Below are 15,758 nucleotides of genomic sequence, written 5' to 3' on the forward strand. Positions count from 1 at the left end.
ACGATGAACAAACCTGAATTATTAGTTACCCCAATTGATTTAGACAATATGAAAGACTTAATAGAAGCTGGTGCTGATGCGTTCATGATTGGTGAACAACACTTCGGTTTAAGACTAGCTGGTGAATTTAATCGTGATCAAGTGAAAGAAGCGATAACACTAGCACATGAGAACGGCAAAAAAGTATATGTTGCTATGAATGCTCTTTTTCACAATGACAAAGTAGAAGATTTAAGTGATTACCTACAATTCTTAGAAGAAAATAGTGCAGATGGAGTTGTGTTTGGTGACCCAGCGGTGCTTATGGCAGCAAAAGAAGCGGCACCTTCTATGAAATTACATTGGAATACAGAAACAACTGCGACAAACTATTTTACTTGTAACTACTGGGGAAGAAAAGGCGCAAAGCGTGCTGTTCTTGCTCGTGAGTTAAACATGGATACCATTGTAGAAACAAAAGAAAATGCTGAGGTTGAAATCGAAGTTCAAGTTCACGGTATGACCTGTATGTTCCAATCGAAACGTTCATTACTTGGAAATTATTTTGAGTACCAAGGAAAAGCGATGGAAATTGAAAATCGTACACAAGGTAAAAATATGATACTACATGATAAAGAGCGAGAAAATAAATATCCGATTTTTGAAGATGAAAATGGCACACATATTATGAGTCCAAACGATATGTGTATTATCGATGAATTGGAAGAGATGATTGACGCTGGTGTGGATAGCTTCAAAATTGATGGAGTTTTACAATCTCCTGAGTATATCGTGGAAGTAACAAAGAAGTACCGTCAAGCAATCGATTTATGTGTGGAAGATCGTGATCAATATGAAGAAATAAAAGAAACTCTATTAGAAGAAGTCGAGGAGTTACAACAAGGTCACAGACCATTAGACACAGGATTCTTCTTTAAAGAAACAGTTTATTAAGCAAGAAAGGGAGGTTTGTAAAATGACAACAATTTTAAATGATAAAATTTCGAAAATAGTAGATGGAAAACGTGTAATAGTAAAGAAGCCTGAGTTACTTGCTCCAGCAGGTAACTTAGAAAAGTTAAAGATTGCTGTACGATACGGAGCGGACGCAGTATTTATTGGTGGACAAGAATACGGATTACGTTCCAATGCTGATAACTTCACACATGAAGAAATGGCAGAAGGTGTACAATTTGCTGCAAAATACGGTGCAAGAATTTATGTTACAACCAATATTTTTGCCCACAATGAAAATATTGACGGCTTAGATGATTACTTAATTGGACTACAAGATGCAGGAGTACACGGTATTATTGTTGCAGATCCGTTAATTATTGAAACATGTCGCCGTGTTGCACCAAAATTAGAAGTTCACTTAAGTACGCAACAATCTTTATCTAACTGGAAAGCTGTTCAATTCTGGAAAGAAGAAGGACTAGAGCGTGTTGTACTTGCTCGTGAAACAAGTGCAGAAGAAATTCGTGAAATGAAAGAAAAAGTAGACATCGAAATTGAAACGTTCATTCACGGTGCTATGTGTATTGCTTACTCTGGTCGTTGTGTATTAAGTAATCATATGACGGCTCGTGACTCTAACCGAGGTGGCTGTTGCCAATCTTGCCGTTGGGACTATGATTTATATGCTGTAGAAGGTAGCGATGAAAATCCACTTTATGCAGAAGGTGATGCACCATTTGCAATGAGTCCAAAAGACTTAAAATTAATTGAATCTATTCCTCAAATGATTGAACTTGGAATTGATAGTTTAAAAATTGAAGGAAGAATGAAATCTATTCATTACGTAGCAACAGTAGTAAGTGTATACCGTAAAGTAATAGATGCGTATTGTGCGGATCCAGAAAACTTCCAAATTCAGAAAGAATGGTTAGAAGAGCTAGATAAATGTGCAAATCGTGAAACTGCTACTGCGTTCTTTGAAGGAACTCCAGGGTATAAAGAGCAAATGTTTGGTAATCATAGCAAAAAGACGACGTTTGATTTTGTTGGATTAGTGTTAGACTATGATGCAGAGACAAAAATGGTAACATTACAACAAAGAAACTATTTCAAACCTGGACAAGAAGTGGAATTCTTCGGACCGGAAATTGAAAACTTTACACAAGTTATAGATAAGATCTGGGATGAGGACGGGAACGAACTAGACGCTGCTCGACACCCACTACAAATTGTTACATTTAAAGTAGACAAGCCGATCTATCCGTACAACATGATGCGAAAGGAGCAATAACATTCAATGGGGAAGAAACCGATTGTTATTGGTGTAACCGGAGGATCTGGCTCTGGTAAAACAAGTGTTACAAAATCTATTTATGAGCATTTTCAAAATCAATCGATTTTAATGATAGAGCAAGATTACTATTATAAAGATCAATCAGCATTACCATTTGAAGAACGTTTAAAAACGAATTATGATCACCCGTTAGCGTTCGATAATGATTTATTAATTCAGCATATTGAAAAATTACTTCAATATCAATCCATTAATAAGCCAGTCTACGATTATACACAGCATACTCGTTCTGACGAAGTAATAGAGGTAGAACCGAAAGATGTAATAATTGTAGAAGGTATTTTAGTATTAGAAGATGAAAGATTGCGTAACTTAATGGATATAAAACTTTACGTAGATACAGATGCTGATATTCGAATTATCCGCCGTATGTTACGTGACATTAAAGAGCGTGGACGTACAATTGATTCTGTCATCGAGCAATATGTTACAGTTGTTCGCCCGATGCACAATCAATTTATTGAACCGTCGAAGCGATATGCGGATATTATTATCCCAGAAGGCGGACAAAATCATGTTGCAATAGACTTAATGGTAACAAAAATTCAAACAATTCTTGAACAAAAGTCAATTTTGTAATAACATATGGTAAGTGAGTGAATTTCATCATATATTTTTACTATCTGAAAAACGAATGACATCCATTTGTTTATTAGGAAGTAAATAATATATGAACTTATATACTAATAGATATAAAATACTTTCGTTTTTCATTAAACGAACCGTATTTAAGAAATTTATTCGAGTCATTAATTTTCCAATCGTGGAAATAACCGTTGATGTATTCCAGTTAATGGGTACATCTTTTTCCACATACATGAGTAATTTTCATAATGTATTACAACTATACGAAAAACGAATATCAACTAGGGAATGTTTTAGTATTACAACAATATTTTAAACTTATCTAATTGATAGTAATACAAAAGTAGTTTTTCAATAAACGAAATACTTATGAAATTACTCTAATATATAAAAGAACACTAATTGGGGAATGTGAATACTAGAAGGAGTTGAAGGATATGGCAGTAGAGAAAATTTATCCAATGACAGAAGAAGGTAAGTTAAAGATTGAACATGAACTAGAACAGTTAAAATCGGTACGCCGTAAAGAAGTTGTAGAACGTATTAAAATTGCGCGTAGCTTTGGTGATTTATCAGAGAACTCTGAGTACGATTCTGCGAAAGAAGAGCAAGCATTCGTTGAAGGACGTATTACACTTCTAGAGCAAATGATCCGTAATGCGAAAATCATTGAAGATAACAGTGATTCTGACTCTGTAACATTAGGAAAAACAGTAACGTTTGTAGAACTTCCAGATGAAGAAGAAGAAACATACACAATCGTTGGTAGTGCAGAAGCAGATCCATTCGAAGGAAAAATATCAAACGATTCTCCAATGGGAAGCGCTCTTATGGGCAAAAATGTTGGGGATTCAGTATCCATTCAAACTCCAGGTGGAGAAATGAACGTACGAATCGTTTCAATAAAGTAATTTAGCTTGACTAAATAAAGACCATCTCGTCGAAAATGTAGACGAGGTGGTCTTTTTCATGCAAAAAACAACTTACAAAAGATTGAAAGTCGTTAGCTATCTTTTCATTATAGGTTTATTTTTCTTAATAATGCGGCTAATGCATATTCAACTAATTAGTCCTGAATCATTCTCTAAAAAAGACATAAATTTAATAGAGGCAAGTGTTCAACAACGAACACAAGCATTAACGGTAGATGAAGGCAGAGGTAGGTTTGTAGACCGTAACAACAAACCTTTGACACATGATTATTATCCAACTCTAATTCTTTTTCCTTTTTTACAAAAATTAGATTGGCCAAAAGATGAATTAGCATCTATACTTCAAATTTCTGAAACTCACTTGGAAGAAATCGTTCAAGAATTATCAGCTCCTGTTGTAGTAAGAGACTTAGGGAAACCATTAAAATTAACAGAAGAGCAAATGGAGAAAATTAATAGTTTAAAATACCCTGGCATTATCGCAATGTATAGGAGTTTTTCTTTAGATAAAAAGGCTGCAGAGCAACTGATTGGAATTACAGGAGAAAATGAAACGGAGTTTTTACGAAGATACAAAAAAAGAATAGAAAATCAATATATTTCGCCCAAAACGCCAATTGGTGTCACAGGGCTAGAGCAAGCTTTTGACGAATTTTTATTGCCTGAAGGTTCTACACAACTACTTTATCACGTAGATAGATATGGTGGCTCGTTATTTGGCATTGATGTGAGATATAGTGCACCGTCAAACCCCTTCTATCCACTTTCGATAAAAACGACGATTGATAGAGATGTTCAACTAATCGCTGAAGAAATTGCAAACGAGTATAAAATAAATAGGGGAGGAATTTTACTTCTAGACATCGAAACAAATGAAGTATTAGCAATGGTTTCTAAACCTTCGATTAATTGGAAGGACCCATTCTCCGATAACGGTACGAAGAATGTAATGGTGGAAAGACATTTTCCTGGTTCTGTTTTTAAAACAATCATTGCTGCAGGTGCTATCGAGGAGAATCTTGTATCACATAATCGAATGTTTGATTGTAACTTAGATATGTATGGGGAATCAAAAGATAATAAAGGATTATTAGACTTTGAGGCAAGCTTTGCACAAAGCTGTAATTACACGTTTGCTAAACTTGGCCAAGAGTTAGAAAATCGTCATACCGGTTCTATCGAAGGATATTCAGAGAAACTAGGGCTTTTAACGGAAGTGGTTTGGCAAGGAGATGTTTTTCATTTCCATGAATTCCATCAACTTCCACAAGAGGAAACCGGAATGGTAATGGCTGAAGATAATGGAGACCAATATGGAAAAGATATTGCCCAAACATCTATCGGACAAAGAGAAGTGAAGGTTACTCCTATTGCAGTTGCCAATATGATGGCAACGATTGCTAGAGGTGGAAAAGCCAAACAAGTAAAAATAGTGAAAGAATTAGATTATAAAAACGGAACAATGCTTTATTCCTTTCCAAATCACGAACTGTCTGTTGATTCTGTTTCTAAGTATACGGTGATGAAGCTACAGCATATGCTTCGGGAAGTTGTAGAACATGAAAATGGCACAGGTAGAAGGTTTCAGACCTTACCTTACGGGGTAGCAGGTAAAAGTGGGACTGCCCAAACTGGATTGAAAAGCAGTGGTGGACAGGAGCTTGTACATCGTTGGTTTGCTGGGTATTTTCCATTCGAAAACCCTAAATATTCATTAGTTGTAGTGGAACTAGACGTAGTGAATGAACAAAGCTCTGTCACGAGCATGTATTATGATATGGTAAACAAACTATACCAGTACAACGAGCTCCAATGACATTTGGCACTTTTCATAAATAGACAGAGATGTTAGAATGATACTTTAGAAAAGGGTGTTTCTGTAATAAATGTTGCTTGTTAGTGTGGGAGTTTAATATCATTACTGAGTTGGTTGGAGCGGAGGGCACTTGACTCCTGCGGGAAGAAGAGGGAAGGCTGAGACCCCACAGGCTCAGCTCCCTCCCCGCGGAAAGCAAGTGCCTGCAGCGGAAACCAACGGACGTCCTTAGTAATATTAAAAAGCATTTATTTAAAAAGAGCCTTAGCAAAAGATAAGTTTTGACCAGGAGGAGAAACAAATGTCTTACGATTTAGGATCAAGATATAAAAGAACTTCAAAAAAGAAAAAAGCTAATACGGTTTTAAATATATTAATCGGTGTTGTTTTTGTTGCTATTATATTTTTAGGTAGTTCGTTATTTTTCGGTAAAGGCAACAATACCGAACAAGCTACAACAGAACAAGACCAAACAAAAATTGGCACAGAAGTAGAAGAGAACGATGATGAAACAGAAGAAAAGGAAGAACCGAAGGAAGAGCCTAAAGAAGAAGAGGAACTACCTGAAGAAGAGAAAGAATCTCAAGTAACAGAAGAACCTGTCGAAGAAGAGCCAGCTACTGAGGACGAAGAAGTAGTGGAAGAAGATTCTAACGATCCTCAAGTAAAGCAAGTGATTACTAATTCAAGTTGGGCACCAGTAGGAACAACTCAATCGGAGCCACATACATCAATTTACGATTCTAGTCATGTTGACTGGGCGGAAAAAATAAAAGCCATCAACTTGGCATTAGGAAAATCAGAAAGTGACTATACGTTATGGTTTTTAGGTAATGGTGGAGATGCACATTCTGCGATTGCACGTGTAACGGTTAAAGGTACATCAGAACATTACCGAGTATATCTTCAATGGGTAACAAATCAAGGGTGGAAGCCTGTAAAGATGGAACGAACAAAAGATCAAAATATATAAAAAATAAAAATCAGTGTGCCTAACGTATAGGTGCACTGATTTTTTTGAAAAAAGAAGGGGAACTAGTTTAACGTAAAGAAATATCACTAGAAGCTGGAGGTGAGTTTATTAGTAATCTGCAAAAAGCAGTTATTTACGTTTGTTCTGCTCTTTATTTATTTGTTCTAAGTTATTTATTATTCTTCTCACACTACCGTAGTGCCGTTTCAGGAGTTGTTGATTACAACATAATACCTTTTCGGTCTATTGTTAGGGACATATCAAGTTATAATGGACTTGAGTTACGAATGCTAACCGATAATTTTTTTGGCAATATATTTGCTTTTTTGCCATTAGGTTTTTTCAGTTCTTTGCTGTTTAAGCGACTTCGTTCGATAGGGATGATTTTTTTACTATCAATGGGGGTTTCTGTAACGGTTGAGTTGCTCCAGCTTACATTTAAATTGGGAAGTTTAGATATTGATGATGTTATTCTAAATACGCTAGGTGGGACAATTGGCTACATAACGTTTAAGTTATTGCAAAAAGGAAGAGGATATATAGTGTCGAGTGCAAAATAAAGCTGCACTCGAACTAGTTATCCTTTTTTTAACTTAAAATGAACAACAGCACTATAATAGGTTCTCCCTTCTTCTGAAACGTGCATTTGATGAGAAACAGAATGAACAGAAAGAAGAATCGCTCGATTATGTTCAATTTGCTCATTTATCTTCTGCTGCAAAATCTTCAAACTCGTCGCCTCAAAAAACTCCACTTTATCCTCTAATAACTGAAAATCTAAATTCATCTGATAATATTCCTTTCTAGTGTTGTTAATTAATTTATTATTAAAATTTAGCTCTGTTTGCATACTTTGTTGTTTTTTATTAATTTTAGCAATTGAACGTTATCCGTTCCTTTCCGCTGCAGGCACTGGCTTTCCGCGGGGAGCGCAGAGGAAGGTTATTTTCACTATCGTGAAAAAACCTACTCCTCGGTGTACCGCCTATGGGGTCTCACGCTTCGCTCTACTACCCGCAGGAGTCCAGTGCCTTCCGCTCCAATCCACTCTTGTTATTTAACAAAGCAAAAAGCAACAATCAATACGAAAAGAGCCTAATATTTATAAACCGATCTAGCTGTTGATTTCCGCGCAAGTTGGAGACTCCTGCGGGAGAAGCGAGGGACGGGAGACCCCACAGGCGCGAATGCGCCGAGGAGGCTCCCGACTCGCCCGCGGAAAGCGGAGACTTGCGCGGAAATCAACAGCGGCATAATAGAGTCAAGAAAAATTAAGTAAAGTATGTATCTACTTTACCAAACATTTTCATTGATGAAAACAACGAACTATGTTAATTTAAGAACAGTTATTATTTTAATTCATACTATACTTATAGGAATTATATAAATTAAAGCGGAGTGATACTCATGGGTAGAGAATTTGTTGAGCTTTTTGACAACTGGGCAAACTATTATGATGATACAGTTTCTGGTCATGATGAAGAATATAAAGAAGTATTTCGTGGATATGACGATATTTTGGCTGATGTAGCGCAAAAATCGATTGGAACAGTTTTAGAATTTGGAGTAGGTACAGGAAACTTAACAAAAAAGTTAGTAGAACGAGGCCATACAATTTACGGCGTGGAACCAAATGAAACAATGAGAAATAAGGCAGCAGAAAAGTTGCCAGCAACCGCTTATTTGTATGATGGAGACTTTATTCAATATCCCGAGCTGCCTTCAGAAGTCAATTCCATCGTATCTACGTATGCGTTTCATCATTTAACCGACGATGAAAAAACTCAAGCCATACAACAATATGGAAAGATGTTAGCGAAAGATGGTAAAATAGTATTCGCTGATACAATGTTTGAAAATAAAGAAGCTTACGTAAAGACAATCAAACAAGTTGAAAAAAGAGGTTTTTTGAGTTTATCAAAAGACTTACAATCCGAATACTACACAACAATCCCAGTCTTGAAGGAATTGTTGGAATCAAACGGGTTTAACGTAACATTTTTACGTTTTAACCATTTCGTATGGGTATTAGAAGCGATTAAAAAATAAGTCTTGATTAGTCTACGAAGCTCACTAATTAGCACAATATATAGAAAAGAGGGCTTACACATGAATATCGCAATTATCGGAGCAATGGAAGAAGAAGTAACGATCTTAAGAGACAAACTAGAAGACAAAACAACTACAGTTGTTGCAGGCTGTGAGTATTATACAGGAACAATCAATGGTGCAAGTGTTATTTTAGGGAAATCTGGAATAGGAAAAGTAAACGCAGCATTAAGTACAGCATTACTTTTAGAAAGATTTTCTCCAGATGTAGTTATTAATACAGGTTCTGCTGGTGGCTTCTTATCTACTTTAAACGTAGGCGATGTAGTTATTTCCTCAGAAGTTCGTCACCACGATGTAGACGTGACTGCTTTTGGATATGAATATGGCCAAGTACCAGGAATGCCAGCAGCTTTTACAGCGGATGGCAAACTAATTGAAGTAGCAAAAAAAGCGGCTGAAAATGTGCAAGGCATGCAAATTGTAGAAGGATTAATTGCAACTGGTGACTCTTTCATGAACGATCCAGTTCGCGTTGAGTATGTTCGTGAAAAAATGCCTGAATTATATGCAGCAGAAATGGAAGCTGCTGCAATCGCTCAAGTTTGTCATTCCTTTAATACGCCATTCGTCGTAATTCGTGCATTATCAGATATCGCTGGAAAAGAGTCCAACGTATCGTTTGAGCAATTTTTAGTAAAAGCAGCAGAAAACTCTTCTCAATTAATTGAAAATATGTTAACTGAACTACAAGCATAATTTTTGATAAGGGGATGGGGAAACGTGAATGTCTATAAAAATGTAAAAGAATTGATAGGAAACACACCAATTGTGGAACTAACACAATTCCCTCTTCCTGAAGGGGTTAGGCTATTTACAAAGTTAGAGTTTTACAATCCAGGTGGTAGTATAAAAGATCGCCTTGGAACAGAGCTAATAAAAGCGGGTATTCGCTCTGGACAATTAAAGACAGGTGGAACAATAATTGAGCCTACAGCAGGTAACACAGGGATAGGTTTAGCGTTAGCTGCTGTGGGAACTAGTTATAAAGTGGTAGTTTGTGTCCCAGAGAAGTTTAGCATTGAAAAACAAGAGCTGATGAAGGCCTTGGGAGCAACAATAGTTCACACTCCTACAAGTGAAGGAATGACGGGAGCTATAAATAAAGCTCAACAATTACTTAAAGAAATACCAAACTCTTACTGCCCACAACAGTTTGGCAATCCTGCCAACCCAGACACATACTATAAAACGTTAGGTCCTGAAATGTGGAAACAGTTAGATGGAAACATCGATGTGTTTGTAGCAGGTGCTGGAACTGGTGGAACGTTTATGGGGACTGCTAAATTTTTAAAAGAAAAGAATCCCAACGTGAAAACAGTTATTGTAGAACCAGAAGGCTCTATTTTAAACGGTGGTGAGTCTGGCCCTCATAAAACAGAAGGAATCGGTATGGAGTTTTTACCTGGGTATATGGATAAAACTTATTTTGATGCCATCCACACTGTTTTGGATAAGGATGCATTTGATAGAGTGAAAGAGCTAGCTGTGAAGGAAGGTTTATTAGTAGGAAGTTCGGCAGGTGCAGCTTTACATGCGGCACTAGAGGAGGCAAAAGTTGCGCAGCCTGGTACGAACATCGTGACGATTTTTGCCGATAGCAGTGAGCGCTATTTGAGCAAAAAGATTTATGAAGGGGGAATTTAACGTGCATAAGAAAACGAAATTGATACATGGCGGAATTTTTGGTGACCCACATACAGGTGCTGTTTCTGTTCCAATCTATCAAGTAAGTACGTACAAGCAAGAGAGTGTTGGTGTCTTTAACGGCTATGAATATTCCCGTACAGGAAATCCAACACGACACGCATTAGAAGAGTTGATTAAAGACTTAGAAGGCGGAAAAGCTGGGTTTGCCTTCGGTTCTGGTATGGCAGCCATTACAGCGGTAATGATGTTGTTTAATAGCGGAGATCATGTTGTTTTGACGGACGATGTGTACGGTGGTACATATCGAGTGATGACGAAAGTGTTAAACCGCATTGGGATTGAGTCCACTTTCGTTGATACAAGTGATATAAAATCTTTAGAAGCTGCAATCCAACCGAACACGAAAGCGGTATTTATTGAAACACCAACAAACCCATTGTTAAAAATTACAGATATTCAGCAAGCGTCGTTAGTTGCTAAGCGTAACGGACTGTTAACCATTGTTGATAATACATTTAGCACACCATACTGGCAAACTCCTATTTCATTAGGCGCTGAAATCGTGCTTCACAGCGCAACGAAGTATATCGGTGGCCATAGTGATGTTGTTGCTGGATTAGTGGTTGTGAACACAGAGAAATTAGCAGAAGACTTACACTTTGTTCAAAACTCTACTGGAGGAGTTTTAGGACCACAAGATTCTTGGTTATTAATGCGTGGAATTAAGACACTAGGTTTACGTATGGAAGCGACAGAAAAAAATGCCCTTCGCATTGCAGACTTTTTGGATAGCCATCCATTAGTAACGAAGGTATTCTATCCAGGTCTTGAAGATCACCCAGGTCATGATATTGCGAAAAAACAAGCTGGCGGGTTCGGTGGAATGATTTCGTTTGATGTAGGAAGTCAAGAAAGAGCAGATCAAGTGTTAGCAAATGTGAAATACTTTACGCTAGCGGAGAGCCTTGGAGCAGTAGAAAGCTTAATATCGGTTCCTGCTCGTATGACACACGCATCTATTCCAGCAGATCGTCGCGCCGAGCTAGGCATTACAGACGGATTAGTTCGTATCTCTGTAGGAATTGAAGATGTGGAAGATTTGATTGCTGATTTGAAGACTGGTTTGGAAGCTTAAATGTAATAGTGTTGCCCCACTTTCCTTTGGAGAGTGGGTTTTTTTATGTGTATTGTAGTATATAAATCTGGTTTTATAGTTTAATTCTAGTTTTTTTTGCGTAGAAAAATATCCAATCGGCGATAATGTAGAATTTATCGGCGAAAATCCCCATTCTATCGGCGAAAATCAAAGGTTAATCAGCGAAAATCGCAAATCAATCGGCGAGGGAATAGTCTTTATCGGCGACAGGACAGTGTTATCGGCGAAACTTCCACTTTACCGGCGAAAATCTTATGGGTCTATTCAGTTACAGCATTCCTCATCGTATGCGTTGTTCAAAAATGTCTAACTAAAACATTCGTCAACCGAAACAAACCCTGTTATAATCAAAGTAGAATACATAATATTCTTAATACTTTAAATGTTGGGGGAAAACAATGACTACTTCACAAGTTTTAAATGAACAAGTACAACAAGCGATCGACACGTTTACAAAACTAGATGAAAAGCTTTGTCATTATAGTGACGTACTAGGTTTACTCGGTTGGGACTCTAAGACAATCGCACCGAAAAAAGGTCGCAAGCTTTTTGGAAAAGCAATTGGTACACTTTCAACAGAAGCTTTCAAACTATCCATTTCAGAAGAAATGGCAAAATGCTTAGAAGTGTTAACACAAGAGGAAGTATATAGCCAATTAGACGAAGTAACACAAGCATGTGTAAGAGAAAGAAAAAATAACTTTGAGAAATCTTCCAAAATACCTGCGGAAGAATACCAAGCGTATGTTATTTTAGTAAACAATGCAAACCAAGCTTGGGAAGACGCACGTGAAAATAATGACTTCGCTTCTTTTGCACCAATGTTAGAAGAAGTAGTGGCATTCAAAAAGAAATTCGCGGGATATTATGGCTACGAAGGTCATCCATACAACGCACTGTTAAACGAATATGAGCCAGGATTAACAGTAGAGAAGTTAGATCCTTTATTCAAAGAATTACGTGAAAAGAGTGTAGACTTACTTAAGCGTATTAAAGCTTCAGAAGCTCAACCACGTACCGATATTTTTGAACAAAAGTTTGACATTGAAGCACAAAAGAAATTTAACCAATTTATTTTACCTTTAATCGGTTTTGATATGGAAGGCGGACGCTTAGACGAAACAGTTCACCCATTCGCATCTTCTATCAACACAGGTGATGTTCGTATCACTACACGCTACCAACAAGACAACGTAAGATCAGCTATTTTCGGTACCATCCACGAAGCTGGTCACGGGATGTATGAACAAGGAGTAAACGAAGCATACGAAGGTCGCGTAATTCGCCGCGGAGCATCATTTGGAATTCACGAATCACAATCTCGTTTCTTAGAAAACATGGTTGCAAGAAGCAGAGAGTTCTGGAACCATTTCTATGCTGATTTACAAAAGCATTTCCCAGTGCAACTGAATGACGTATCTTTAGACGATTTTTATCGTGCAATCAACCATGTAGATTCCACGTTAATCCGCGTAGAAGCAGATGAGTTAACGTATAACTTACACATTATGATTCGTTATGAAATTGAAAAAGCACTATTCGGTGGAGAAATCGAAGTGGCAGACTTACCAAAAGTGTGGAACGAGAAAATCGAAGAATACTTAGGAGTTACTCCTCCAAACGACACATTAGGAGTGCTACAAGATATTCACTGGTCATTCGGTGGATTCGGGTACTTCCCATCCTATTCTTTAGGAAACCTGTATGCTGCACAAATGCTTTATACAATCTTAAAAGAAATGCCTGATTTCTATGACAGCATTGAAGCAGGTAACTTCCAAGCAATTCGTGAGTGGTTAAGAGAAAATGTTCACCAATATGGTAAGCTTTATTCTCCAAACGATTTAATCGTAAAAATCACTGGTGAAGAACTAGATGCTAAATATCTTGTAAAATATTTAGAAGAAAAATACGCAGAAGTTTATAAGTTATAATAAAAAAAGCTGAGAACTCTTCATTGAATTCTCAGCTTTTATTCTATTTCTAGAAAATTTATATCTTCAACTTTAAATATCCCGTCAGCATATTCAAAACTAATAGTTAACTGACCAACACTAGAAGAAGGTGCCACTTGCCCGTAAAGTGAAGCCACAAGTTGATTATTTTCCGCATCAAACTTCACAATGTTTCCAAAATACACATTCTCAAATCTATGTTCATTGGGAATATGGCTAATATCAATTATATATTTTTTATTACTTATAGTAATCTCTACAGTATCTTGTAAAATAGTTGATTTTACATTATTTGCAACAACAGAAAGTGGGTCTGCCACTTTTACTTCTTTCATTTCATTTTTTTCATATTGAAGCACATGAACTTCCTGGTCCAAGACAGCTGTTCCATACCCTTTTGTTAAAACAATGACTATCTCCGGTAATTGGTCACCACTAATGTCTTCTACGATTATTTTTGGCGCATACGTATGGTTTGTAACATTTACCCAACTAGCCTTTGAAATAATGCCACCTTTATAAACTAGTTGAATATCTTCATACATGCCGTTTCGCTTTTGAGCATATAAGAAAACTTGATTGGATTTAGAACTAGCCACCACTTCATAATCTTCCATGGCAGCAAAGGAAAAGTTCGGAAAGAAACTAGTAAAGAGAAAAGATAAGACAACTATAATCTTTTTCATCATAGAACACCTCAGTATAGTGTTCCCACAAAATTAGAATTTCAATATATTTTCGCCGTTAAGCTACCGAAACAATAACCATTACGATACATAGGCAAAAACAAATGGAAGATAACAAATTATGACTTGGATCGCTGTCATCTTGGAGTGCTTTTATTAAGTACGAGACAAAGAAAAAGGCAAACAAAGCAGCTAAAAAGGTCGTTAAAAGAATCATCGGAATTTCCTCCCAAAAATTAAGTTCATCATTAAGCTAGTTTTAAAGAGTTACATATTTTTTCCTATTATACTATTAATTTGTAAAGAACAGTATAATAGGAAAGACATATTGTAACAAATAGATAAGTATAATCGTCTATTGATTAAGATGAACTAGCTGTTACATAAAAGAGGTGTGTTAATGAGGAAGTATCTTGTTGTTTTCTTATCCTTATTGTTATTATATGCATGTTACAAGACTCCAACAGATACAACAGAAATAAATTGGCAACAACTTACACGTGTTGATTACCACGATTATGAAGGATCAGAAGTAATTATTGTTGAAGAAGAACAACTCAGCAAACTTGTAAATGTATTTGAATCAGTTTTTTGGCAACAAAATGTCATGGTGAAAATGTCGCGTGAGGAAGAGGGGAAAATTACGTTGTTTGTTCAAAAAGATAAAAACATGCCTGAAAGACTTTATGAGTATTACATTTGGTTTAATATTGATGGAAGTGCAGAAGTAGTGGACAGAGAAAACAGTGCATACGGAAAATTAGATAAGGAAAACACCGAAATATTAAAAGACTTTTTTAAGAGGTGAGTAAATGAAAAGAAGATTACTAATGTTATGTTTGTTAATGGTTTTACCTGCATGTAGTAGCAATAATGCGGGTAGCGATTCTACATACAAACCTTATGGTCATTACGAAGATGACAAGATGATCGGTTTTGTTTGGGAAGTAGATGACAAAGAAAGTTGGGTAATTGTGGATATTTCCGAGTGGGAAAAACGTAAACAAGGTCCTAATATTAATAGTGATGGTTATTCCTACCAAGCTTTTGTCTCAGAAGATACGATTATTAAGTATGAGAATGGAGATGAGGCTAATCTTCATAACCTAAAAAAAAGTCAAAAGGTTTTAGTAAATCCACCTAATAGAAATGAAACATACTCAGGTGAGGCAACAGAGATTATTTTATTAAACATGACGTATGAAGAGAAATTTAAACGGGTGTTATCACATTTAGAAGATAAGTTAAACATTGTCATCATTGCGGAGGAAGGGAAACCTTCAACTATTGAGCTAGAAGACATTATATCGAAAATTAATCAAGAAACAGTAGGTGCTTATATTCCGTACGATGAAAACTACGTTGTAGATTATAAAGAAGAGTTTGGAATTGTAAAATTACCTGTCATTCTTGTAACGGATCATGAAAAATTATTGTACAAAGCATACGATGTTGAAAGTGTAATTAACTTTCTAAATGAACTAGAATCCGAATAATGAAAAGCGCTTAGAATTTAAATATATCTAAGCGCTTTTTTCATACTTTCATTAATTTTAATAAGAATAAAATTAAAGTACTATTTTTAATATTTCTAATGTTGTAAAAT

Annotated in this window: 17 protein-coding genes; 14 read left to right on the forward strand and 3 right to left on the reverse strand. The window is 36.3% G+C overall.

The annotated features are described in order from the left end of the window. The first annotated feature begins 3 nt into the window (after nucleotides 1-3). The 7 genes from CDZ89_RS06095 (at nucleotide 4) to CDZ89_RS20450 (ending at nucleotide 7,156) form a co-directional block, all read left to right on the forward strand. Entirely contained in the window at nucleotides 4-933 is a 930-nt protein-coding gene (locus CDZ89_RS06095; protein ID WP_096153260.1) for a peptidase U32 family protein, read from the forward strand. 22 nt (nucleotides 934-955) lie between these two features. After that, the gene (locus CDZ89_RS06100; protein WP_100333366.1) at nucleotides 956-2,227 is read left to right on the forward strand and encodes a peptidase U32 family protein; all 1,272 of its coding nucleotides are present in this window, start codon (nucleotides 956-958) and stop codon (nucleotides 2,225-2,227) included. Nucleotides 2,228-2,233: 6 nt separating this feature from the next. Continuing rightward, the gene (gene udk / locus CDZ89_RS06105) at nucleotides 2,234-2,869 is read left to right on the forward strand and encodes a uridine kinase (protein WP_096153262.1); all 636 of its coding nucleotides are present in this window, start codon (nucleotides 2,234-2,236) and stop codon (nucleotides 2,867-2,869) included. A 443-nt stretch (nucleotides 2,870-3,312) separates the two neighbouring features. Next, the gene (gene greA, locus CDZ89_RS06115) at nucleotides 3,313-3,786 is read left to right on the forward strand and encodes a transcription elongation factor GreA (protein ID WP_096153264.1); all 474 of its coding nucleotides are present in this window, start codon (nucleotides 3,313-3,315) and stop codon (nucleotides 3,784-3,786) included. Between the two features lie 58 nt (nucleotides 3,787-3,844). Beyond that, a complete protein-coding gene (locus tag CDZ89_RS06120) occupies nucleotides 3,845-5,623 on the forward strand; it encodes a peptidoglycan D,D-transpeptidase FtsI family protein (RefSeq protein WP_096153265.1) in 1,779 nt (592 codons plus the stop codon). Between the two features lie 301 nt (nucleotides 5,624-5,924). Next, nucleotides 5,925-6,596, forward strand: coding sequence for a YrrS family protein (locus CDZ89_RS06125; protein ID WP_096153266.1), 672 nt, complete (start codon nucleotides 5,925-5,927; stop codon nucleotides 6,594-6,596). Between the two features lie 131 nt (nucleotides 6,597-6,727). After that, a complete protein-coding gene (locus CDZ89_RS20450) occupies nucleotides 6,728-7,156 on the forward strand; it encodes a VanZ family protein (RefSeq protein ID WP_227521570.1) in 429 nt (142 codons plus the stop codon). A gap of 17 nt (nucleotides 7,157-7,173) precedes the next feature. Here CDZ89_RS20450 and CDZ89_RS06135 read toward each other — a convergent pair whose 3' ends face one another. Continuing rightward, the gene (locus CDZ89_RS06135; RefSeq protein WP_096153268.1) at nucleotides 7,174-7,383 is read right to left on the reverse strand and encodes a DUF2536 family protein; all 210 of its coding nucleotides are present in this window, start codon (nucleotides 7,381-7,383) and stop codon (nucleotides 7,174-7,176) included. A gap of 620 nt (nucleotides 7,384-8,003) precedes the next feature. Between CDZ89_RS06135 and CDZ89_RS06140 the strand changes: the two genes are divergently transcribed. The 5 genes from CDZ89_RS06140 (at nucleotide 8,004) to CDZ89_RS06160 (ending at nucleotide 13,445) form a co-directional block, all read left to right on the forward strand. Beyond that, entirely contained in the window at nucleotides 8,004-8,645 is a 642-nt protein-coding gene (locus CDZ89_RS06140; protein WP_100333368.1) for a class I SAM-dependent DNA methyltransferase, read from the forward strand. Between the two features lie 60 nt (nucleotides 8,646-8,705). Continuing rightward, a complete protein-coding gene (gene mtnN / locus CDZ89_RS06145; RefSeq protein WP_096153270.1) occupies nucleotides 8,706-9,404 on the forward strand; it encodes a 5'-methylthioadenosine/S-adenosylhomocysteine nucleosidase in 699 nt (232 codons plus the stop codon). A 24-nt stretch (nucleotides 9,405-9,428) separates the two neighbouring features. Continuing rightward, nucleotides 9,429-10,352 carry a PLP-dependent cysteine synthase family protein gene (locus CDZ89_RS06150; protein WP_096153271.1) on the forward strand — a complete coding sequence of 308 codons (924 nt, stop codon included), beginning with the start codon at nucleotides 9,429-9,431 and terminating at the stop codon, nucleotides 10,350-10,352. Nucleotide 10,353: 1 nt separating this feature from the next. After that, complete coding sequence (locus CDZ89_RS06155; RefSeq protein WP_096153272.1) at nucleotides 10,354-11,490, forward strand: bifunctional cystathionine gamma-lyase/homocysteine desulfhydrase; 1,137 nt, start codon at nucleotides 10,354-10,356, stop codon at nucleotides 11,488-11,490. A 419-nt stretch (nucleotides 11,491-11,909) separates the two neighbouring features. Beyond that, nucleotides 11,910-13,445 (forward strand): carboxypeptidase M32, encoded by a 1,536-nt coding sequence (locus CDZ89_RS06160; RefSeq protein WP_096153273.1) that lies wholly within the window; start codon nucleotides 11,910-11,912, stop codon nucleotides 13,443-13,445. 38 nt (nucleotides 13,446-13,483) lie between these two features. On the opposite strand, the gene CDZ89_RS06165 is transcribed toward CDZ89_RS06160, so the two are convergent. Both CDZ89_RS06165 and CDZ89_RS19550 read right to left on the reverse strand, forming a co-directional pair. Then, the gene (locus CDZ89_RS06165; RefSeq protein WP_141395186.1) at nucleotides 13,484-14,155 is read right to left on the reverse strand and encodes a hypothetical protein; all 672 of its coding nucleotides are present in this window, start codon (nucleotides 14,153-14,155) and stop codon (nucleotides 13,484-13,486) included. A 55-nt stretch (nucleotides 14,156-14,210) separates the two neighbouring features. Further along, nucleotides 14,211-14,369: a hypothetical protein gene (locus CDZ89_RS19550; RefSeq protein ID WP_157842682.1), complete on the reverse strand. Its 159-nt coding sequence runs from the start codon at nucleotides 14,367-14,369 to the stop codon at nucleotides 14,211-14,213. Nucleotides 14,370-14,552: 183 nt separating this feature from the next. Here CDZ89_RS19550 and CDZ89_RS06170 point away from each other — a divergent pair, with 183 nt between their 5' ends. Continuing rightward, a complete protein-coding gene (locus CDZ89_RS06170) occupies nucleotides 14,553-14,960 on the forward strand; it encodes a hypothetical protein (protein ID WP_096153275.1) in 408 nt (135 codons plus the stop codon). Nucleotides 14,961-14,964: 4 nt separating this feature from the next. After that, entirely contained in the window at nucleotides 14,965-15,648 is a 684-nt protein-coding gene (locus CDZ89_RS06175; protein WP_096153276.1) for a hypothetical protein, read from the forward strand. Nucleotides 15,649-15,758: the final 110 nt, after the last annotated feature.

Origin of the sequence: Bacillus alkalisoli (genome assembly GCF_002797415.1) — a bacterium.
Taxonomy (GTDB): Bacteria; Bacillota; Bacilli; order Bacillales; family Bacillaceae_I; genus Bacillus_CD; species Bacillus_CD alkalisoli.